Origin of the sequence: Microbacterium sp., assembly GCF_047971895.1 — a bacterium.
In the GTDB taxonomy this organism is placed as follows: domain Bacteria; phylum Actinomycetota; class Actinomycetes; order Actinomycetales; family Microbacteriaceae; genus Microbacterium.
Window position 1 is genome coordinate 1 of sequence record NZ_JBKEAF010000048.1, and the last position, 18942, is coordinate 18942.

21 protein-coding genes and 1 tRNA gene are annotated in these 18942 nt (G+C 70.1%); 17 read left to right on the plus strand and 5 right to left on the minus strand.

What is annotated here, in order from left to right; all coding sequences use genetic code 11:
* A partial coding sequence (locus ACK5IN_RS04270; protein WP_416894974.1) for a hypothetical protein occupies positions 1-219 on the minus strand: 219 nt, incomplete at its 3' end.
* Between the two features lie 138 nt (positions 220-357).
* On the opposite strand from ACK5IN_RS04270, the gene ACK5IN_RS04275 reads away from it, so the two are divergent.
* The gene (locus ACK5IN_RS04275) at positions 358-783 is read left to right on the plus strand and encodes a hypothetical protein (RefSeq protein WP_416894975.1); all 426 of its coding nucleotides are present in this window, start codon (positions 358-360) and stop codon (positions 781-783) included.
* Positions 784-1064: 281 nt separating this feature from the next.
* Here the strand turns inward: ACK5IN_RS04275 and ACK5IN_RS04280 are convergent, their stop codons facing one another.
* On the minus strand, positions 1065-1292 hold the full coding sequence (locus tag ACK5IN_RS04280; RefSeq protein ID WP_416894976.1) for a hypothetical protein: 228 nt from the start codon (positions 1290-1292) through the stop codon (positions 1065-1067).
* A 103-nt stretch (positions 1293-1395) separates the two neighbouring features.
* On the opposite strand from ACK5IN_RS04280, the gene metG reads away from it, so the two are divergent.
* Both metG and ACK5IN_RS04290 read left to right on the plus strand, forming a co-directional pair.
* Positions 1396-2988 (plus strand): methionine--tRNA ligase, encoded by a 1593-nt coding sequence (metG, locus tag ACK5IN_RS04285; protein ID WP_416894977.1) that lies wholly within the window; start codon positions 1396-1398, stop codon positions 2986-2988.
* 97 nt (positions 2989-3085) lie between these two features.
* Positions 3086-3964, plus strand: coding sequence for a TatD family hydrolase (locus tag ACK5IN_RS04290; protein WP_416894978.1), 879 nt, complete (start codon positions 3086-3088; stop codon positions 3962-3964).
* A gap of 317 nt (positions 3965-4281) precedes the next feature.
* Here ACK5IN_RS04290 and ACK5IN_RS04295 read toward each other — a convergent pair whose 3' ends face one another.
* On the minus strand, positions 4282-4404 hold the full coding sequence (locus ACK5IN_RS04295; RefSeq protein WP_416894979.1) for a hypothetical protein: 123 nt from the start codon (positions 4402-4404) through the stop codon (positions 4282-4284).
* A 43-nt stretch (positions 4405-4447) separates the two neighbouring features.
* Between ACK5IN_RS04295 and rsmA the strand changes: the two genes are divergently transcribed.
* From rsmA to ACK5IN_RS04340, 9 genes are all read left to right on the plus strand, one after another.
* On the plus strand, positions 4448-5299 hold the full coding sequence (gene rsmA / locus ACK5IN_RS04300; protein WP_416894980.1) for a 16S rRNA (adenine(1518)-N(6)/adenine(1519)-N(6))-dimethyltransferase RsmA: 852 nt from the start codon (positions 4448-4450) through the stop codon (positions 5297-5299).
* 32 nt (positions 5300-5331) lie between these two features.
* Positions 5332-6399 (plus strand): aldo/keto reductase, encoded by a 1068-nt coding sequence (locus ACK5IN_RS04305; protein WP_416894981.1) that lies wholly within the window; start codon positions 5332-5334, stop codon positions 6397-6399.
* Positions 6396-6956 (plus strand): hypothetical protein, encoded by a 561-nt coding sequence (locus ACK5IN_RS04310; RefSeq protein ID WP_416894982.1) that lies wholly within the window; start codon positions 6396-6398, stop codon positions 6954-6956. The genes ACK5IN_RS04305 and ACK5IN_RS04310 overlap by 4 nt, the downstream gene beginning before the upstream one ends.
* 1 nt (position 6957) lies before the next feature.
* Positions 6958-7893, plus strand: coding sequence for a 4-(cytidine 5'-diphospho)-2-C-methyl-D-erythritol kinase (locus ACK5IN_RS04315; RefSeq protein WP_416894983.1), 936 nt, complete (start codon positions 6958-6960; stop codon positions 7891-7893).
* 6 nt (positions 7894-7899) lie between these two features.
* Positions 7900-9228, plus strand: a complete 1329-nt coding sequence (locus tag ACK5IN_RS04320; RefSeq protein ID WP_416894984.1) for a GNAT family N-acetyltransferase — start codon at positions 7900-7902, stop codon at positions 9226-9228.
* A gap of 77 nt (positions 9229-9305) precedes the next feature.
* Entirely contained in the window at positions 9306-10136 is an 831-nt protein-coding gene (locus tag ACK5IN_RS04325) for an ABC transporter ATP-binding protein (protein WP_416894985.1), read from the plus strand.
* Complete coding sequence (locus tag ACK5IN_RS04330; protein ID WP_416894986.1) at positions 10133-10819, plus strand: ABC transporter permease; 687 nt, start codon at positions 10133-10135, stop codon at positions 10817-10819. The genes ACK5IN_RS04325 and ACK5IN_RS04330 overlap by 4 nt, the downstream gene beginning before the upstream one ends.
* The gene (locus ACK5IN_RS04335) at positions 10816-11529 is read left to right on the plus strand and encodes an ABC transporter permease (protein ID WP_416894987.1); all 714 of its coding nucleotides are present in this window, start codon (positions 10816-10818) and stop codon (positions 11527-11529) included. Before ACK5IN_RS04330 ends, ACK5IN_RS04335 begins: the two co-directional genes overlap by 4 nt.
* 33 nt (positions 11530-11562) lie before the next feature.
* Positions 11563-12474 carry an ABC transporter substrate-binding protein gene (locus ACK5IN_RS04340; protein ID WP_416894988.1) on the plus strand — a complete coding sequence of 304 codons (912 nt, stop codon included), beginning with the start codon at positions 11563-11565 and terminating at the stop codon, positions 12472-12474.
* Positions 12475-12517: 43 nt separating this feature from the next.
* Here the strand turns inward: ACK5IN_RS04340 and ACK5IN_RS04345 are convergent, their stop codons facing one another.
* Entirely contained in the window at positions 12518-14293 is a 1776-nt protein-coding gene (locus ACK5IN_RS04345) for an ABC-F family ATP-binding cassette domain-containing protein (protein WP_416894989.1), read from the minus strand.
* Positions 14294-14329: 36 nt separating this feature from the next.
* Here ACK5IN_RS04345 and ACK5IN_RS04350 point away from each other — a divergent pair, with 36 nt between their 5' ends.
* On the plus strand, positions 14330-15319 hold the full coding sequence (locus tag ACK5IN_RS04350) for a flavin reductase (RefSeq protein ID WP_416894990.1): 990 nt from the start codon (positions 14330-14332) through the stop codon (positions 15317-15319).
* On the opposite strand, the gene ACK5IN_RS04355 is transcribed toward ACK5IN_RS04350, so the two are convergent.
* Complete coding sequence (locus ACK5IN_RS04355; protein WP_416894991.1) at positions 15320-15817, minus strand: MarR family winged helix-turn-helix transcriptional regulator; 498 nt, start codon at positions 15815-15817, stop codon at positions 15320-15322.
* Positions 15818-15892: 75 nt separating this feature from the next.
* Here ACK5IN_RS04355 and ACK5IN_RS04360 point away from each other — a divergent pair.
* The 4 genes from ACK5IN_RS04360 (at position 15893) to ACK5IN_RS04375 (ending at position 18942) form a co-directional block, all read left to right on the plus strand.
* Positions 15893-15964: transfer RNA gene (locus ACK5IN_RS04360), tRNA-Gln, on the plus strand.
* Between the two features lies 1 nt (position 15965).
* On the plus strand, positions 15966-17411 hold the full coding sequence (gene glmU / locus ACK5IN_RS04365) for a bifunctional UDP-N-acetylglucosamine diphosphorylase/glucosamine-1-phosphate N-acetyltransferase GlmU (RefSeq protein ID WP_416894992.1): 1446 nt from the start codon (positions 15966-15968) through the stop codon (positions 17409-17411).
* A 10-nt stretch (positions 17412-17421) separates the two neighbouring features.
* Positions 17422-18420 carry a ribose-phosphate diphosphokinase gene (locus ACK5IN_RS04370; RefSeq protein WP_416894993.1) on the plus strand — a complete coding sequence of 333 codons (999 nt, stop codon included), beginning with the start codon at positions 17422-17424 and terminating at the stop codon, positions 18418-18420.
* A 99-nt stretch (positions 18421-18519) separates the two neighbouring features.
* On the plus strand, positions 18520-18942 hold the full coding sequence (locus ACK5IN_RS04375; protein WP_416894994.1) for an FMN-binding protein: 423 nt from the start codon (positions 18520-18522) through the stop codon (positions 18940-18942).

The following is an 18942-nucleotide window of genomic DNA, read 5'->3' on the forward strand; positions in this document are numbered from 1 at the left end:
GGCGCCCTCGACCGGCAGCAGATCAGTGGTCAGTACTTCGGCGCGCGGCCGTCCGAGCGCGATCCGCGTCATCCCGTCAAAGCTGGTTGCGCCTGTGGCCTCCATGAGGAGTCGCTGCGCGTCTGCGGCAACCTCTGGGCCTCGCCGTGCCGTGCCGGGCTTCACCTTGAGGTCGCCGTGCTCGGCGCGCGCTGCCAGCTCGTCGTAGCCGGCGCTCATGGCGCCCCTCCTTTCGCTCAGTGAACGCTGAAATCACGCGGAACTGGCAGGTGTTGCATCAGATCGAACAGTTCGCGCTTTTACATCCATCCGTTCCGGGAGGGCAACGGTCGGACGCAGCGCGTGTTCTGGAACCGGGTGGCGAGCACCGCGGGTTGGCAGCTCGATTGGCGCGCCGTGCGCGGCGCGACCAACGACGAAGCTTGCCGGGCGGCCTCAGAGCGGCGTGACTTCGGGCCGCTGCGAGAGATGTTCGACCAGATCGTCACCAAGGCGACGCCATGGCTAGAACGCGACGAGACCTGGCGTGAAGCGGAACGGGCCAGGCTTGCTTTCCCCACCAGCTCGGGGGAGGGCGGCCCTGATTCCGGGCAGCACGTCGCGCAGGAGCCTCCCTCTCTTGAGCGGAGGCTAGACGCCGAGCTGCACGAGCTGCGCGCGCGTCGCGACGCGAGGTTGCCGAAGCCTGCCACCGATGCCACGCGCAGCGCGCCCGAGCTGGGCGACGGCGCGCGGGCCTACCGGCCCCGCGACGAGCGCGGCCGGGGGATGGGAGGCAGGTAGTCGTGGAGCTGGGGTATACGCGCGTGAGCACGCGCGGCCAGAAGGCTGACTCGCAGGTCGCCCGGCTGGAGGCGGCTGGGTGTGGTCGCAACTCGGTCATCCGCGCCCTGTCGAGGGACGTGCAACGCCAGTAGCACGCAGTGGTGCTTATCCCGATATGAAGCCCATAGCGCAGGGAGAGGGAGTGCCAAGGGGATGGCTTTGCCGTCTCGCGAAGCGACGCGCAGCGCCCTTGACACTCCCTCTCCCGGAGCTAACGTCATAGCCTCGGGATAAGCCTCTTACAACAGCGCGTCAATATCGACATCGATTGCCATCGACTCTCCCTTGCTCTGACAGCCTCGCGCGGCTGTTACGGCGGTGATCTTCTCGGGTAGAACGGTCAGCTGCGCCGAGCCGCACATGGCGAGGCCCCCTGTGGTCATGGCAAGCAGCGCGACGTCGAGCAGCGGAACGCAGAGCAAGAGCAGCCTGGAAAGCCCGCGCCACCGCGGCAGGATGGGACGCATGACGCCACCTCGGATCGGTCTGCTGGTGCGAGCCCTCCCTCGGGCGACTTTCGTAACTCGCCGTGATGAGTCACCTATCGGCGGAGACTCTTAGAATCGGGGGGTGACTTCTGGCCGTTCCTTCTACATCACGACGCCGATCTACTATCCGAGCGACGTGCCGCACATCGGCCACGGCTATACGACCGTGGCCGTCGACACGCTCGCGCGCTGGCACCGCCAGGCGGGCGACGACACGTGGATGCTCACCGGCACCGACGAGCACGGCCAGAAGATGCTGCGCGCCGCCGCCGCCAACGGGGTCACACCGCAGGAGTGGGTCGACAAGCTCGTCAGCGAATCGTGGTTCCCGCTGCTGAAGGAGCTCGACGTCGCCAACGACGACTTCATCCGCACCACTCAAGAGCGCCACGAGCGCAGCGTGCAGGTGTTCTTCCAGACGCTGTACGACCGCGGGTACATCTACGCGGGCGAGTACGAGGCGCTGTACTGCGTGGGGTGCGAGGAGTTCAAGCCCGAAGCCGAGATCGTCGACGGCGCCGGGGAGTTCGAGGGGCTGAAGGTCTGCGCCATCCACTCCAAGCCGCTGGAGCTGCTGCAGGAGAAGAACTACTTCTTCAAGCTCAGCGAGTTCCAGGACCGCCTGCTCGCCCTCTACGAGACCGGGTTCGTGCAGCCCGAGTCGGCGCGCAATGAGGTCGTCTCGTTCGTGACGCACGGGCTGAAGGACCTCTCGGTGTCGCGCTCGACGTTCGACTGGGGGGTCCGGGTTCCGTGGGACGAGTCGCACGTCATCTACGTGTGGATCGACGCGCTGCTCAACTACGTCACCGCGGTCGGCTACGGCTCGGATCCCGAGCAGTTCGAGCGGCGCTGGCCGGCGCACCACGTCGTCGGCAAGGACATCCTGCGCTTCCACGCGGTCATCTGGCCGGCAATGCTGATGGCCGCGGGTCTCGAGGTGCCCAAGAGCGTGTTCGCGCACGGCTGGCTACTGGTCGGCGGTGAGAAGATGTCGAAGTCCAAGCTCACCGGCATCGCGCCGAGCGAGATCGTCGACGTGTTCGGCTCTGACGCCTACCGTTTCTACTTCCTGTCGGCCATCCCGTTCGGGCACGACGGCTCGTTCTCGTGGGAGGACCTGTCGGCCCGCTACCAGGCCGAACTGGCGAACGGCTTCGGCAATCTCGCCTCGCGCACGACCGCGATGATCGAGCGCTACTGTGAGGGGATCGTGCCGGTGCCGGGCGAGCACACCGAGGCGGATCGCGAGATCCAGCGGGTGGTGGCGGATGCCGCGAAGAACGCGGATGCCGCGATCGAACGCTTCCGCATCGACGAGGCCATCGATGCGATCTGGACGATCGTCGACGAGCTCAACGGCTACATCACCGACAACGAGCCGTGGGCGCTCGCGCGGCGCGGCACTGAGTCTGCCGAGGGGGACGACGCGCAGCGTGCGCGGCTGGGCACCGTCCTGTACACGTGCGCGGAGGGGCTGCGTGCTCTCGCCGTGCTGCTCTCGCCGGTGATGCCCGTCGCCACCGAGAAACTGTGGATCGCGCTCGGCGCCGCCGAGTCGATCGGGCGCCTGCGGGATCAGCCGCTGCGCGAGGCGGGGGCCTGGGGTGTGCTCACGCCCGGCACCTCGGTGAACGGCCTGGCGCCGCTGTTCCCCCGTGTGGAGCAGGCGTGACGAGTGACGCCGCCGTGAACGTCGGAGGTTCGCGTCGATGTCGGAGGAACGACGCGGAATCCTCCGACGTTCGCGCGACCGTCCTGCTTTTGCGGTCATGAGCGATTTGAGCGGCTACGTCCGTGCCCGCGAGAAGGGGGCGCGGGATGTCACGTACCCGCCGGCACCCGAACCCTTGGCGGTCGCCGTGTACGACAATCACGCGCACCTTGAGATCCAGGACGGCCAGGGCCTGACGCTCGACGAACAGCTCGCTCGCGCGGATGAAGTCGGCATCGTCGGCGTCGTGCAGGCCGGCGGAGACATCGAGTCGAGCCGGTGGTCGGCGTGGGCCGCAGCATCCCACCCCCGCGTGCTCGCGGCCGTCGCGATCCATCCGAACGAGGCGCCCGCCTACCGGGATGCCGGCAGACTCGACGAGGCGATCGCCGTCATCGACGAGCTGGCCGCGCAGCCGCGTGTGCGTGCGATCGGGGAGACCGGGCTCGACTTCTTCCGCACCGGCGCCGACGGCATCCCTGCTCAGCACGAGAGCTTCGAGGCGCACATCGCGCTCGCGAAGACGCATGGCATCGCGATGCAGATCCACGACCGTGACGCGCACGACGCCGTGCTCGAGACGCTCGCGCGCGTCGGGGCACCCGACCGCACGGTGTTCCACTGCTTCTCGGGCGACGAGGCCATGGCGCGCATCGCCGCAGCGGCGGGCTACTACCTCAGCTTCGCCGGCAACGTGACGTTCAAGAATGCGCAGAACCTGCGCGACGCGCTGGCGGTCACGCCGCGGGAGCGCATCCTCGTGGAGACGGATGCCCCCTTCCTCACGCCGGTGCCGCACCGTGGACGCCCGAACGCGCCGTACCTGATCCCGGTGACGGTGCGCTTCATCGCCGACGAGCTCGGCGTCGATGTCGATGAGCTGTGCGCGCAGCTCGCCGAGAACACCCTGCGCGTGTATGGGGCGTTCGAGGACTGACCTGGACGGCGGGCTGCGGCGATGTGCGAGATCGACCGCCACACGAGGGCGAGTTGGCCGATGCGACGCGGCCCTGCAGTGCCTGCAGCACGAGTCTCTGACGCACCGTCGTCGACAGCACCCCGATGCAGACGATCGCCAGCATCCCGTCGGCGGTCGCACCGGCCGGCGATCGCGACGGCGCGCAGTCCGATCAGCAGCCACGCAGGAACCGCAGGATCGCGCCGGAGGCCACGAGCATCGGCGACGAGGCCTCCGAGGGAAGGCACCGGATCAGCGTGGAACCCGCCATCTTCCCCGGAGCGCGACGGGTGTGCCTACTCGGCGCGGGCCTGGTCGTCCAGGCGACGCTGCTCGGCCGCTGCGAGGCGATCCTTCTCTTTCTGCGCGGCCTCGCGCTCTTCGCGGATCTTCTCGTGCGACTCGGAGTTGTTCGTCATGAGGAGATCATAGGACGGCAACACGGCTGGGTACTGTGGTCGCATGCCCGTGACCCTCCTCGGGGCGGCGGAGATCCGCGCCCTGGCCGCCGAGCTCGACGTGACCCCCACGAAGAAGCTGGGGCAGAACTTCGTCGTCGATGCCAACACGGTGCGCAGGATCGTGCAGGTCGCCGGCGTCGAGCCCGGTGATCGGGTGGTCGAGGTGGGGCCGGGGCTCGGCTCGCTGACGCTGGCGATCCTGGAGGCCGAGGCATCCGTCACGGCCATCGAGATCGACCACCGCCTGGCCGCCCGGCTTCCCGAGACGGCCGCGGCGCACGGTGTGCGGGCGGGCGCGCTGACGGTGGTGGATGCCGATGCCCTGCGCGTCACGGCGCTTGCCGGTGACCCCGCGGTACTCGTCGCGAACCTGCCCTACAACGTGTCGGTGCCGGTGCTGCTGCACTTCCTCGAGACCTTCCCGCGCCTGCGGCGCGGGGTCGTGATGGTTCAGGCCGAGGTGGGGGAGCGCCTCGCCGCCCGGCCGGGATCGAAGACGTACGGGGCACCGAGCGCGAAGGCCGCCTGGTACGGCACGTGGCGGCTGGCGGGCACTGTCTCGCGACAGGTGTTCTGGCCGGTGCCGAACGTCGATTCGGTGCTCGTCGGCTTCCAGCGCGACGCCGTGCCGCGGGGCACCGAAGACGAGCGCCGCCGTACGTTCGTCCTCGTCGATGCGGCGTTCCAGCAGCGGCGCAAGATGCTGCGCCAGGCGCTGAGCGGGGTGCTCGGCGGGTCGTCGGCCGACGCCTCTGCGCTGCTCGAACGCGCGGGTGTGGAGCCGACGGCACGCGGTGAGGAGTTGACGATCGGCGACTTCCAGCGCATCGCGCAGTCGCTGCCCGGCACCTGACGCGCGCGGGTGCGCCGCGCTAGGGTCGACACGTGACTGACGAACCTCGCTTCGGGCCGTCCGTGCCCGACATCCATCGGCCGTATGCCGCAGCGGACGACCGGTACGCGTCGACGTCGTACCGCCAGGTGGGCGCGTCGGGTCTGTACCTGCCGCCGGTCTCGCTCGGACTGTGGTGGAACTTCGGCGACAACATCCCGCTCGACGACCAGCGGGCGCTGCTGCGCCATGCGTTTGACCGCGGCATCACGCACTTCGACCTGGCGAACAACTACGGCCCGCCCTACGGGTCGGCAGAGAAGAACTTCGGCCGCATCTTCGCCGAAGACCTCGCGCCCTACCGCGACGAGCTGATCATCTCGTCCAAGGCCGGGTGGGACATGTGGCCCGGGCCCTATGGCGACCTCGGCAGCCGCAAGCACATCCTCGCCAGCGCCGACCAGTCGCTGACCCGCATGGGACTGGACTACGTCGACATCTTCTACTCGCACCGGGCCGACCCCGTGACGCCGGTCGAAGAGACCGTCGGCGCTCTCGACACGCTCGTGCGCCAGGGCAAGGCCCTGTACGTGGGTATCTCGTCGTACAGTTCCGATCGGACGGTGGCCGCCGCGGCGGCGGCGCGCAGTCTGGGCACCCCGCTGGTCATCCACCAGCCCGCCTACTCGATCCTGAACCGCTGGGTCGAAGACGGCCTGACGGGGGTGCTGCAGCAGGAGCGAATGGGCGCCATCGCCTTCACACCGTTGGCGCAGGGGCTGCTCACCAGCAAGTACCTCGGCGACGGTACGGCACAGCGTGCGCAGCAGCGATCTTCGCTGCCCGGCGGGCGGCTGTCGGACGACGCGCTCGGCGCGCTGCGCGGGCTCGACGTGATCGCGAAGGCACGCGGGCAGGCGCTGGCACAGATGGCGATCCAGTGGGTGCTGCGCACCCCGGTCGTCGCTTCCGCGTTGATCGGCGCATCTCGCCCGGAGCAGCTCGACGAGAACCTGGCCGCCCTCGACGGCCCGGCCTTCACGACCGAGGAGATCGAGCAGATCGACGCCCTGTCGGACGCCATCGACGTCGACCTCTGGGCGAAGTCGAGCACGCTGTGACCGAGACGCCGCGCCCCCACCGCCAGCGCGTCGGCGACGACGCGCTGGTCGCCGGCACCGACAAGACCTGGGCGCAGTGGTTCGCTCTGCTCGACGCGGCCGGTGCGGTCGGGTGGACGCACACCGACATCGCGGCCTGGCTCGTCGGCGAGCAGGGTGTGGACGCCTGGTGGGCGCAGGGCATCACGGTCGGCTTCGAGCAGGAGCGCGGATTGCGCCTGCCCGGTCAGAACCCCGACGGAACGTTCAGCACGACGGTGTCCAAGACGCTGTCGGTCGCGCAGGCAGACGCACTCCGGCTGGCCGTCGCCGCCCTCACCGAGCTCGCCGGCGACCCGGCGTCGGTGAACACCGAGGCGAAGTACGCGTCGGCGCGCTGGCACCTCGACGACGGTGCCCGGCTGGAGGCGATGGCGGCTCCGACGACGAACGGCAAGTGCCGGGTCTCGCTGACCGCGGCGAACCTCTCGGGCCCGGAAGCCTTCGAGGGCTGGCGTCCACGGCTGAAGGCCCTGCTCGAGGGTCTCGCAACGCGCCTCGCGGCGGCGGGGGACTGACATGGCGCTGTCGGCGGTCGACGAGACCGTGCACGTGCGCGCGCCGGGAAAGCTCAACCTGTTCTTCGAGGTCGGCCATCCGCAGGGCGACGGGTATCACGACGTCGCCTCGGTCTATCAGGCGGTCTCGCTCTATGAAGACGTGTGGGCGACACCCGCCGACGAGTTCACGGTGGCGGTGAGCGGAACGGCGGATGTCTCGGGCGTGCCGCTCGACGACGGCAACCTGGCGCTGCGCGCTGCCCGAGCCCTCGCCGCGCACATCGGCTATGACGGCGGTGTGCACCTCGAGATCGTCAAGCACGTGCCGGTGGCAGGCGGCATGGGCGGCGGGTCGGCCGACGCGGCCGCGGCGCTCGTGGCCTGCGATGCCGTGTGGGGCGCAGGTCTGGGTGCCGCCGAGCTGCAGCACCTGGCGGCGCGGCTCGGCGCCGATGTGCCGTTCGCGCTCATGGGCGGCACCGCCGTCGGCACGGGACGCGGAGACCGGCTGAGCCCCGCCCTCGCCCGCGCGCGGTTCGACTGGGTGCTCGTCGCCGACGACGAGGGTCTCTCCACGCCCGGCGTCTACCGCAGGCTCGACGAGTTGCGCGCCGCGCCCGCACCGGGCGTTGCTGCGGCACCCCCTGTGCCGGGCGTCGACCCCGTCGTGCTGCAGGCGCTGCGCGCGGGCGACGCCGCCGCTCTCGCCGGCGGGCTGCGCAACGATCTGCAGGCGGCGGCCCTCGACCTGCACCCGCGCCTGCGCGAGGTGTTCGAGCGCGGTGTCGCCGAGAACGGCGCGCTGGCGGGTATCGTGTCGGGCTCGGGCCCGACCGTCGCCTTCCTGACGGCCGGTCCCGAACGTGCGCTGGAACTGCAGGTGGCACTCGCGGCGGCCGGTGCCACCGCCCTGCACGTGCATGGACCGGTGCGCGGCGCGCACATCATCGGCTGAGGAGACATGACCTTCGACCCGGACACGTACGACAACGAGGCGTTCCTCGCGCTGGCGGCGGACACGCGCGCTGCGCAGACGGTGGCCGAACGCGGTCTCGAGCTGCGCGTCGCGCCGTCGGCCGGCCCGGTCGCGGCGGGGTGGCTGCAGGCCGTGACGCGGGGATTCCTCGAACCCGAGCGCGACGAGGCCGAGATCGCCGCCACGCTCGCGCTGACGGCGCACCGTCGCCGCACCGGCGTCTACGACCCGGCGGCACCCGTGCCCGACGAGCCGGTGGCCACGTTCGCGTCGTGGATCGGTGAGCTCGCCGTGCCCGGCGGCACCGGCATCCCCGCGTGCGCGATCTCTTCGGTGACGGTCGCACCCACGCATCGGCGACGCGGTCTGCTCCGAGCGATGATGGAGGGCGAGCTGCGGCTGGCCGCCGCCCGCGGCGTGCCGATCGCGGCGCTCACCGTGAGCGAGTCGGCGATCTACGGACGGTTCGGCTTCGCACCGGCAGCGGCCGCCGCGCAGTGGACGCTGAACACGCGGCGCGCGACATGGATCGGGCCCGTGCCGGACGGACGCGTCGACTTCGTGCCGCGCGAGCGGTGGCGGGCGGTGGTCGAGCAGGTGCACGAGCGGGTGCGGCTGCGCGATGCCGGCGAGCTCAGCATGCCGGGCGGTCATTTCGAGCGGTTCGCCGGCACCCGGCTGGGCGTCGACAAGCCCGGGGCGAAGCGCGCGATCCAGTACACGGATGCCGGCGGCACCGTGCGCGGCGCCGCCGTCTACGCCGTGCGGGAGAACCACGATGATTTCGCGGCATCCACCGCTCATCTGCACTACCTGGTCGCCGAGACCGCCGACGCGTACGCGGCCCTGTGGCGCTTCCTCGTCGAGCTGGACCTGGTCGCGACGCTGCACGCGAGCGAGCTGTCGGCCGACGAGCCGCTGCTGTGGATGATCGCCGATCAGCGGGCGGCGCGCATCACCGTGGCCGACCACCAGTACGTGCGGATCCTCGACCTGCCCGCGGCGCTCGAAGCACGCCGCTACGGGGCGCCGGGCCGACTGCTGCTGGACGTCGCCGACCCGCTGGGGTTCACGGCGGGCCGCTGGCTGCTCGAGGTCGGAGAGGACGGCCGAGCGCGCGTCACGGCGACGGGGGACATCCCGCCGGACGCCGTCTCGGTGCGGCTGTCGGTGACGGAGCTTTCGGCGGTGTTCCTCGGCGGCGTGTCGCCGGCAACCCTCGCCGACGCGGGGCGGGTCGCAGCCGACGAGATCGCCCAGGTGACGCGCGTGTTCGGGTGGTACCGCACCCCGCGGCTGAGCTACTGGTACTGACGAACGCGTTACCGTTCATGTCGCCCTCGCCGCACAGGGGGGAGAGGTTGTCGGCGCACTCGGCTAGCGTGGAGTGGGTGATCGAGTTCACCGGCGTATCCAAGCAGTTCACGGGGGGAACCCGCGCCGTCGACGACTTCAGCCTCGTGATCCCGGCCCGCCGCACCACCGTCTTCGTCGGCTCGTCGGGCTGCGGCAAGACCACACTGCTGCGCATGATCAACCGCATGGTCGAGCCGTCGGCGGGCACCGTCTCGATCGACGGCGAGGACGTGGCATCCCGCCCCGCCGTGCAGCTGCGCCGCAGCATCGGCTATGTCATGCAGAATTCCGGACTGCTGCCGCACTTCACCGTCGCCGACAACATCGCCACCGTGCCCGTGCTGAACGGCATGAAGAAGAAGGATGCCCGCTCCCGCGTGCTCGAGCTCATGTCCACCGTGGGTCTCGACCCGGCGATGGCCGACCGGTACCCGAGCCAGCTCTCCGGCGGCCAGCAGCAGCGTGTCGGGGTGGCACGGGGACTTGCCGCGGACCCGAACATCCTGCTCATGGACGAGCCCTTCGGCGCCGTCGACCCGATCGTGCGCGCCGAACTGCAGCAGGAACTCATCCGCCTGCAGACCGAGATCGGCAAGACCGTCGTGTTCGTCACCCACGACATCGACGAGGCTTTCCTGCTGGGCGACCAGGTCGTGATCCTGCAGAAGGGCGCGCACATCGCCCAGGTCGGCAGCCCCAGCGAGATCATCGAGAACCCGGCCGACGACTTCGTCGCGAGCTTCATCGGGGCCGAGAAGGGCAAGCGCGCGCTGCGGCTGAAGGAGACGCCGCGCGGCACTGTCGTGGTCGACGCGGAGGGGCGCACGCAGGGGGCCCTCGTCGACGGGCCGGAGCGCGGAACGTGACCTGGGTTCTCGAGAACCTCGGCCTCATCGGCGAACTCACGCTGGTGCATCTGCGGCAGAGCGCGATCGCGATCGTGCTCTCGATCGTCCTGGCGATCCCCCTCGGCTGGGTGGCATGGCGCTACCGACTCGTGCGCGGCACCGTGATCACGGTCACGGGGCTGCTGTACACGATCCCGTCGCTGGCGCTCCTCGCCCTGCTGCCGGTCTTCCTCGGGACCGGCTACACGAGCGACGTGAACCTCATCGTCGCGCTCACGCTCTACGGCGTGGCGCTCATGGTGCGCAGCGTGGCTGACGGTCTCGACGCGGTCAGCCCGGAGGCGCGCCTCGCCGCCACGGCAATGGGTTACGGGGGGTTCCGGCGATTCTGGGCCGTGGACCTGCCGCTGTCCGGTCCCGTGCTCCTGGCGGGGCTGCGCGTCACGGCGGTCAGCACGATCGCGCTTGCGACTGTCGGCATCCTGGTCGGGATCACCAACCTGGGCTACCTGTTCACGAACGGTCTGCAGCGCAGGATCCTCGAAGAGGTGTTCGCCGGCCTGGTCGCCGTGGTGATCCTCGCCGTGGTGATCGACCTGCTCCTCGTGCTGCTCGGGCGACTGCTGATGCCGTGGGCGCACAGGAGTGCGCGGGGGAGCCGGCGGCTGAAGGTCGCGCTCGAGGTCGGGGCGGCGCCATGAACTTCATCATCGACGCCTTCGCCTGGATCTTCTCGGGCGATACCGGGGCGTACGCCTCCATTCCGGTGGCCTTCGGCGAGCATCTCCTGTTCACCCTCGTCTCTGTGCTGATCGCCGCCGTCATCGCCATCCCGATCGGGTGGGCGATCGGCCACACCGGCCGGGGGCGTGACATCGCCGTGGCCCTGTCGGGTGCCGCGCGCGCCATCCCGTCTTTCGGACTGCTGGTGCTGCTGGTCCTTCTCATCGGTGTGCTGCACAAGCCCGAGGCTGCGATCATCACGTTCGTGCTGCTCGGCATCCCGTCGATCCTCGCCGGTGCATACAGCGGGTTCGAGGCCGTCGACCGCTCGGTGATCGACGCGGGCCGGGCGATGGGGATGACCGGCTGGCAGGTGCTGTGGCGCATCGAGGTGCCGCTCGGCCTGCCGCTGCTGGTGGCCGGGCTGCGCGCCGCCACCCTGCAGGTCGTCGCCACGGTGACGATCGCCGCCTATGTCGACCTCGGAGGTCTCGGCCTTTACATCATCGCCGGTATCCCGCTGCGCAACTTCGCCATGGTGCTCGGCGGGGCGATCCTCGTCGCCGCGCTGGCCCTCGCCCTCGACGGGCTGTTCGCGATCGCACAGCGCCTCGTCGTGTCCCGTGGCATCCGTGTCGCGGCCCAGACCCTCGAGACCGGGTCGGCTGTCGCCCAGCCGGCCACCTGAGTTCCCACACCTGTCCCACGAGAAGGAGATCCCATGTTCACAGCACGCAGAAGAATCGTCGCGGTCGCCGCCGCGGCTGTGATAGGCGCGTTCACCCTCGCCGGGTGCGCGTCGAGCAACCCGCTCGAGCCCGAGACGGCTGGGCCCGGCACCGAGACCGACACCATCGTCGTCGGATCGCAGTCGTACTACTCGAACGAGATCATCGCCGAGATCTATGCCCAGGCGCTCGAGGGTGCCGGGTTCACGGTCGAGCGCTCGTTCCAGATCGGGCAGCGCGACGCCTATGTCCCGGCCATCGAGAGCGGCGAGGTGACCCTGTTCCCCGAGTACACGGGCAACGTGCTGCAGTTCTTCGACCCGGAGACGGAGGCGCGCACGTCAGACGACGTGTACGCGGCACTGGCCGAGGCGCTGCCCGAGAACCTCACCGTCCTCGACCAAGCCCAGGCCAGCGACCAGGATTCGTACACGGTGACCAGCGCCTTCGCCGACGCGCACGGGCTCACGACGATCGCCGACCTGGCGGACGTCGACGAGACCCTCGTGCTGGGCGGTCCGCCCGAGCTCGCCGAGCGCCCGTACGGCCCCATCGGGCTCAAGGACGTGTACGGCGTCGAAGTCGAGTTCAAGGGCACCGGCGATACGACAGTCGAGGAGCTCGTCGCCGGCACGGTGAATCTCGCCAACGTGTACACGGCCGATCCGCGCATCGAGACCGACGCGCTCACGGTGCTGGAGGACCCGAAGGGCCTCTTCCTCGCCTCGAACGTCGTCCCGCTCGTGAACGTGGGAGTCGCCGACGAGATCGCCGATGTCATCAACGCGGTGCAGGCGAAGCTGACCGCTGAGAGCCTGGTCGCCCTGAACGTGCAGAGCACGGTCGACAAGAGATCGTCGGCCGACATCGCGGCGCAGTGGCTGGCCGACAACGGTCTGAGCTGAATCGGCTGAACCGGTCTGAGCCGAGTGTGCCTCGGCGGGGCGTTCAGTCGAGTGCCTCGCCGAGTTCCAGCCAGCGATCCTCGAGTTGGGTCATCTCGGCCGAGACCGCGTCGCGCTCGGACTGCAGCGCGAGCAGCCGCTCGTAGTCGTCGTGCGACTCCGCCAGCTGCACGTCCAGATCCGCGACGCGCGCGGCGAGCTTCTCGAGCTTGCGGTCTATCGCGGCCAGCTCTTTCTCCGCCGCGCGCCGGTCGGCCCCGGAGAGCGCGGTGGCAGGCGAGGGCACGACGGCGGGGGAGGCCGACGGCTGTCGGGGCGCGTGAGCGCGCAGCCGCAGGTACTCGTCCACCCCGCCGGGCAGGTGCCGCAGGTGCCGGTCGAAGATGCCGTACTGCTGGTCGGTGACCCGTTCGAGCAGGTATCGGTCGTGCGAGACGACAAGCAGCGTCCCGGGCCATGAGTCGAGCAGGTCCTCGAGCGCGGCGAGTATATCGGTGTCGAGATCGTTGCTCGGCTCGTCCAGAATGAGCACATTCGGCTCGCCCAGCAGTACGAGCAGCAGCTGCAGCCGTCGCTTCTGGCCGCCCGACAGATCGCGCACCGGGGTCGACAGCTCCGAGGAGCGGAAGCCGAGCCGCTCCAGCAGCTGCGCGGGGGTGAGCTCCTTGCCGCCGGCGACGTAGGAGGTCTTCTGCTGTGCCAGCACCTCGCGCACCCGCAGGTGCTCGACCTCGTCGAGCTCGGTGAGCCGCTGGCTGAGCGTGGCGACGCGCACGGTCTTTCCGCGCTTCACACGGCCCGCGGTCGGTTCGACCGTGCCGGCCACGAGCCCGAGCAGGGTCGACTTGCCGGCGCCGTTCGGGCCGAGGATCCCGGTCCGCTCACCGGGTGCGATGCGCCACTCCACATCCCGCAGCACCTCGACGTCGCCGTATGAGACTCCCGCGTCCAGCAGATCGACGACGTCCTTGCCCAGGCGGGCCGTCGCCAGCTGCGTCAGCTCGACGGAGTCGCGCGGCGGCGGCTCGTCCTCGATCAGCTGGGTTGCCGCATCCAGCCGGAACTTCGGCTTCGATGTGCGCGCGGGCGCACCGCGACGCAGCCACGCCAGCTCCTTGCGCAGCAGGTTGCGCCGCTTCTCTTCGGCGACCGCGGCCTGGCGCTGCCGCTCCACCCGTTGCAGCACATACGCGGCGTAGCCGCCCTCGAAGGGCTCGACCTCGCCGTCGTGCACCTCCCACATGCGGGTGCACACGGCGTCGAGGAACCAGCGGTCGTGCGTCACCAGCAGAAGAGCGCCGGATGCCGCGGCCCATCGCCCGCGCAGATGCGCGGCGAGCCACGCGATGCCTTCGACGTCGAGGTGGTTCGTCGGCTCGTCGAGCGCGACGACGTCCCAGTCGCCGATGAGCAGTCGTGCCAGCGACACGCGACGTCGCTGGCCGCCCGACAGGCCGTCGACCGGCATGGTCAGGTCGAGGTCGCCGAGAAGCCCGTCCAGCACGTCGCGGATGCGCGCGTCGCCGAGCCATTCGTGCTCGGGCCGGTCGCCGACGACCACGCTCTGCACCGTGCCGTCGCCGGGCAGGTCGTCATCCTGCGCGAGCATGCCGACGCGCAGACCCCCGCGCCGGGTGACCCTGCCGGCATCCGGCCCGACCCTGCCGGTGAGCACGCGCATGAGCGTGGACTTGCCGTCCCCGTTGCGGCCGACGATGCCGACGCGGTCGCCGTCGGCGATGCCCACCGTGACGTCGTCGAGGACGACCTTCGCGGGGAACTCGACGTGCAGATGCTCTCCGCCCAGCAGGTGCGCCACGCATCCAGCCTACGCGGCGAGGGATACGTTGGAATCATGGGCGCCGAACGCATCTATCACGTGGCGATCTCCGACGACTGGGAGATGAGCGTCCCGGCCGGCTCGTACGAGGCGGCGACGCGGGGCACGCTCTGGGAGGACGGCGGGTACATTCGGGCGTGCGCGGCCGAGGCGATCCAGTCGGTGCTCGACGCGCGCTACGCCGATCTCACGCTGCCGCTGCTCGTCGTCGTGCTCGATGCCGAGGTGCTGCGCACCGAGGGCATCGCCGTGGAGACCGACGGCTCGAGCGCCCGCATCTACGGTGCGCTGCCGTCGGCAGATCACGACGCGGTGGTCGAGACGATCGCGATCGAGCGCGCCGAGAGTGGATGGCTGGCGCCCGCGGGCATGGTCGCACCCGCGCCGACGCACGTCGAAGCGCATCCGAGCGTGCTGTACGTGGGGACTCCGGCCTACCTCATCGGCACGACCAACGACGACGGAACGCCGAACCTGTCGCCGGCGTCGTCGCACTTCGCGCTCGGAAACATGCTGGTGCTGGGCATCGAGACCGACAGTCAGACCTCGCTCAACCTGCACGCCCGCGGTGAGCTGACGGTGAACTTCCCCTCGCCCGACAGCTGGCAGGCGGTTGTGCGGCTGTCGAGTCTCACAGGGCGCGATCCCGTTCCGCTGCACAAGGCGAGGCGCTACCGGTACGAGCCCGACAAGTTCGGCGCCGCGCACCTGACGGCACAGGCATCCGACCTGGTCGCACCGCCGCGTGTGCAGGAGTGCCGCCTGCAGTTCGAGGCGAAGGTGCGTCGCATGACTCCCGGCGTCGGCGGCGGCTATGACATGGTCGAGGCGGAGGTCGTGAAGGTGCACGCCGACCCGCGGCTGCTGCGCGACCGCGACGGCCACCTGGTGCCGGACCGGTGGCATCCGCTGATCTACGCATTCCGCCACCTCTTCGATCGCGGACCCGAGGTGGGCTGGCTGGCGTCGTCGCCGACAGCCGGTGGCCCACCCGAGCTGGACTGATCAGGAGTCGAAGCCGAGGCTGAGCTTGCGCAGCAGGCCCGCCAGCCGCTCCCGCTCCCCGGCGGAGAGGGTCGCCAGCAGCGCGGCCTCCGCATCGACGAGACGGGTGATGGCTGCGTCGACCCGCACGCGACCGTCATCGCTCAGGATGACGTTGATGCTGCGCCGGTCGGCGGGGTCGCTCTCGCGGCGCACCAGCCGCCGCGCGACGAGCCGGTCGATCCGGTTGGTCATGGTGCCGCTGGAGACCAGCGTCTGCTGCAGCAGTTGTTTCGGGCTCAGCCGGTAGGGCTCGCCGGCGCGGCGCAGGGCCGACAGCACATCCCATTCCCAAGGCTCGAGCTCGCTGCGGCGGAACGCCGTGCGGCGGGCACGGTCGAGAAGCCGGGACAGGCGGTCGACCCGCGACAGCACCTGCAGCGGCGCGAAGTCGAGATCGGGACGCTGGTTCTCCCACGCGTCGACGATTCGGTCGACCTCATCGTTGGCTCGGGACATGCTCCCCATTATCGCGGGGTGCGTGCACGGGCCGTGGCAGACTTGACGGGCGGCCCGGCAGGTTTCGGTTCGCGGTCCGCCGTAGTGTAACGGCAGCACGACAGCCTTTGGAGCTGTGAGGTTCAGGTTCGAATCCTGGCGGCGGAGCATGACAGACACGCAACTTGCCATCATCATCCTGGCGGCAGGGCAGGGCACCCGCATGAAGTCTGCCCTGCCGAAGGTGCTACACCCGATCGCCGGGCGCCCGCTGGTCTCGCATGTGCTCTCGACCGCGCGCGACCTGGAGGCCGGGTACATCCGCGTGGTGCTGCGGCATGAGCGCGACCGGGTCGCCGAGGCGATCGACGACGGCGGCCCCGACCTCGAGATCGTCGACCAGGACGACATCCCCGGCACCGGTCGCGCCGTCGAGGTCGCCCTGCAGCAGTTGCCGGTGGGGTTCGGCGGCGACGTGCTGGTGCTCAGCGGCGACGTGCCGCTGCTGCGGGCGGGCGAGCTCGCCGAGCTGCTGCAGACGCACCGGACCTCGGGGGCGGCGGCGACGCTGCTCAGCGCACGCATGACCGACCCGACGGGGTACGGCCGTGTCGTGCGCGGTGGCGACGGGTCGGTCGAGCGCATCGTCGAGCAGCAGGATGCCACCCCCGACGAGGCGGCGATCGATGAGATCAACGCCGGGGTCTACGTGTTCCGCGCGACCCAGCTGCGCGCACAGATCGGGGGCCTCGACACCGCGAACGCGCAGGGCGAGCGCTACCTCACGGACGTCATCGCGCTGCTGCGCCGAGCCGGTGAGGCGGTTGCCGCCGCGACGGCACCGGACCCGCGGGTGGCCCTGGGTGTGAACGACCGCGTACAGCTGGCAGAGGCAGCCGGCATCCTGAACGAGCGCATCGTGCGCCGCTGGCAGCGCGAGGGCGTGACCGTGACGGACCCGGCGACGACCTGGATCGACGAGACGGTGACACTTGCACCGGATGTCACGATCCTGCCGAACACGCAGCTGCTGCGCGCGACGGCGGTCGCCACCGGCGCCACGATCGGCCCCGATACGACCCTCACCGACTGCGAAGTAGGCGAGGACGCCGTCGTGCGACGCACCGAGGCGAACCTCGCCGTCATCGGCGCCAGAGTCGCGGTCGGTCCCTTCGCGCACCTGCGGCCCGGCACCGTGCTGGCCGCCGACGTGAAGCTGGGCGCATTCGTCGAGACCAAGAACGCGCAGGTCGGCGAGGGCACCAAGGTTCCGCACTTCATCTACCTCGGGGACGCCGAGGTCGGCGTCGGCGCGAACATCGGCGCGGGAACCATCACCGCCAACTACGACGGCGTGAACAAGCACCGGACCGTGGTGGGCGACTATGCCAAGACCGGCGCACACAACGTGTTCGTCGCTCCCGTTAGGATCGGAGACGGGGCCTACACGGGCGCAGGAACGGTGGTCCGCAAGGACGTCCCCCCGGGAGCGCTGGCACTGCTGGCGGCCCCGCAGCGCAACATCGAGGGCTGGGTCGGGCGCAGCCGTCCGGGCACAGCCGCCGCGGAAGCGGCGGAGAGGGCGAACGAGGGTGGGCAAGAAGAAGAGGACTGACCTCGACCGCATGAACGGCACGGCCCCCGGGCTGATCGCCAAGACGAAGAAGCGGCTCGTCGTCGCGTCGGGCAGGTCGCATCCGGCCCTCGCCAACGAGGTGGCCGAAGCCCTCGGCACAGAGCCGGTGCCCACCGAGTACCGCACGTTCGCGTCGGGCGAGATCCTCACCCGCTTCGAGGTATCGGTGCGCGGCTGCGACATCTTCCTCATCCAGTCCTTCGGCCCGCCGGTGAACGAGTGGATGATGGAACTGCTCATCATGATCGACGCGGCCAAGCGCGCATCGGCGAAGCGCATCACCGTGGTCGCACCCTACTTCCCCTACTCGCGGCAGGACAAGAAGGGCCGGGGTCGCGAACCGGTCAGCGCACGCCTGGTCGCCGACCTGCTCAAGACCGCCGGTGCCGACCGCGTCATGAGCGTCGACCTGCACGCCGCGCAGATCCAGGGCTTCTTCGACGGTCCGGTCGACCACCTGTTCGCCAAGCCCGTGCTGCTGGAGTACTTCCAGAACACGCTGAGCGCCGAGGACCGCGAGAAGCTCACGGTCGTCTCGCCCGACACCGGCCGGGTGCGGGTCGCCGACCAGTGGTCCGACAGCCTGCATGCGCCGCTGGCGATCATCCACAAGCGCCGCGATCCGAACGTCGCGAACCAGGTGACGGTCAATGAGATCGTCGGCCACGTCGACGGCCGGGTGTGCCTCCTCGTCGACGACATGATCGACACCGGCGGCACCATCATGAAGGCGGCCCAGGCGCTCAAGGCGAACGGGGCCGAGCGGGTCATCGTCGCGGCGACCCACGCGATCTTCAGCGACCCGGCGACCGCTCGCCTGCAGGATCCGTCGATCGACGAGGTCGTGGTCACCGACACTGTGCCGCTGCCCGACGACAAGCGCTTCCCAGCGCTGACGGTGCTGCCCATCGCTCCGCTGCTGGCCCGCGCCATCAAAGAGGTCTTCGAGGATGGCTCGGTCACCAGCATGTTCGACGGCGCCGCCTAGGTTTGTGCCACCGAGTTCCACAGCAGACGCATAGTCCCGGCATAGCCCCGTCGAGGGCTGCGTGTCTAGCCTGTGGGCTGGACGAACCGGAGGCGACGAATGATCCGCACCACTGTGACCCGCCCCGCCCGCGCCGGAGTGGCGCTGGCCAGCGTCGCCGGTCTGCTGGCACTGGCCGGCTGCGGTGCCGTGGTCGACGCCGACGGCGAGAAGGTCGACGCCGGTCCGTACACCGACGGCAGCTACACCGCCGAAGGCAGCTATGCCACACCCGAGTCCGTCGAGACGATCCAGGTGACCGTCACGCTGCAGGACGACAGGGTCACCGAGGTCACGGTGGTCGGCGACCCGCAGAAGCCCGAATCGGCGCAGTACCAGGGCCGGTTCATCGGCGGTATCGCTGAGGAGATCGTCGGGCGCGACATCGACGAGCTCGACGTCAGCCGTGTGGCCGGGTCGTCGCTGACCAGCGGTGGTTTCAACGCCGCGATCGAGCAGATCAAGCAGCAGGCGGCGGCGTAG

Bases quoted from the DNA above. Each gene is read 5' to 3' on its own strand.
- ACK5IN_RS04335 (WP_416894987.1), top strand. From the start codon at position 10,816: ATGAACTTCATCATCGACGCCTTCGCCTGGATCTTCTCGGGCGATACC.
- ACK5IN_RS04340 (WP_416894988.1), top strand. From the start codon at position 11,563: ATGTTCACAGCACGCAGAAGAATCGTCGCGGTCGCCGCCGCGGCTGTG.
- ACK5IN_RS04355 (WP_416894991.1), bottom strand. From the start codon at position 15,817: ATGTCCCGAGCCAACGATGAGGTCGACCGAATCGTCGACGCGTGGGAG.
- ACK5IN_RS04375 (WP_416894994.1), top strand. From the start codon at position 18,520: ATGATCCGCACCACTGTGACCCGCCCCGCCCGCGCCGGAGTGGCGCTG.
- ACK5IN_RS04370 (WP_416894993.1), top strand. From the start codon at position 17,422: ATGAACGGCACGGCCCCCGGGCTGATCGCCAAGACGAAGAAGCGGCTC.
- glmU (WP_416894992.1), top strand. From the start codon at position 15,966: ATGACAGACACGCAACTTGCCATCATCATCCTGGCGGCAGGGCAGGGC.
- ACK5IN_RS04350 (WP_416894990.1), top strand. From the start codon at position 14,330: ATGGGCGCCGAACGCATCTATCACGTGGCGATCTCCGACGACTGGGAG.
- ACK5IN_RS04315 (WP_416894983.1), top strand. From the start codon at position 6,958: ATGGCGCTGTCGGCGGTCGACGAGACCGTGCACGTGCGCGCGCCGGGA.
- rsmA (WP_416894980.1), top strand. From the start codon at position 4,448: ATGCCCGTGACCCTCCTCGGGGCGGCGGAGATCCGCGCCCTGGCCGCC.
- ACK5IN_RS04280 (WP_416894976.1), bottom strand. From the start codon at position 1,292: ATGCGTCCCATCCTGCCGCGGTGGCGCGGGCTTTCCAGGCTGCTCTTG.
- ACK5IN_RS04295 (WP_416894979.1), bottom strand. From the start codon at position 4,404: ATGACGAACAACTCCGAGTCGCACGAGAAGATCCGCGAAGAGCGCGAG.
- ACK5IN_RS04290 (WP_416894978.1), top strand. From the start codon at position 3,086: ATGAGCGATTTGAGCGGCTACGTCCGTGCCCGCGAGAAGGGGGCGCGG.
- ACK5IN_RS04320 (WP_416894984.1), top strand. From the start codon at position 7,900: ATGACCTTCGACCCGGACACGTACGACAACGAGGCGTTCCTCGCGCTG.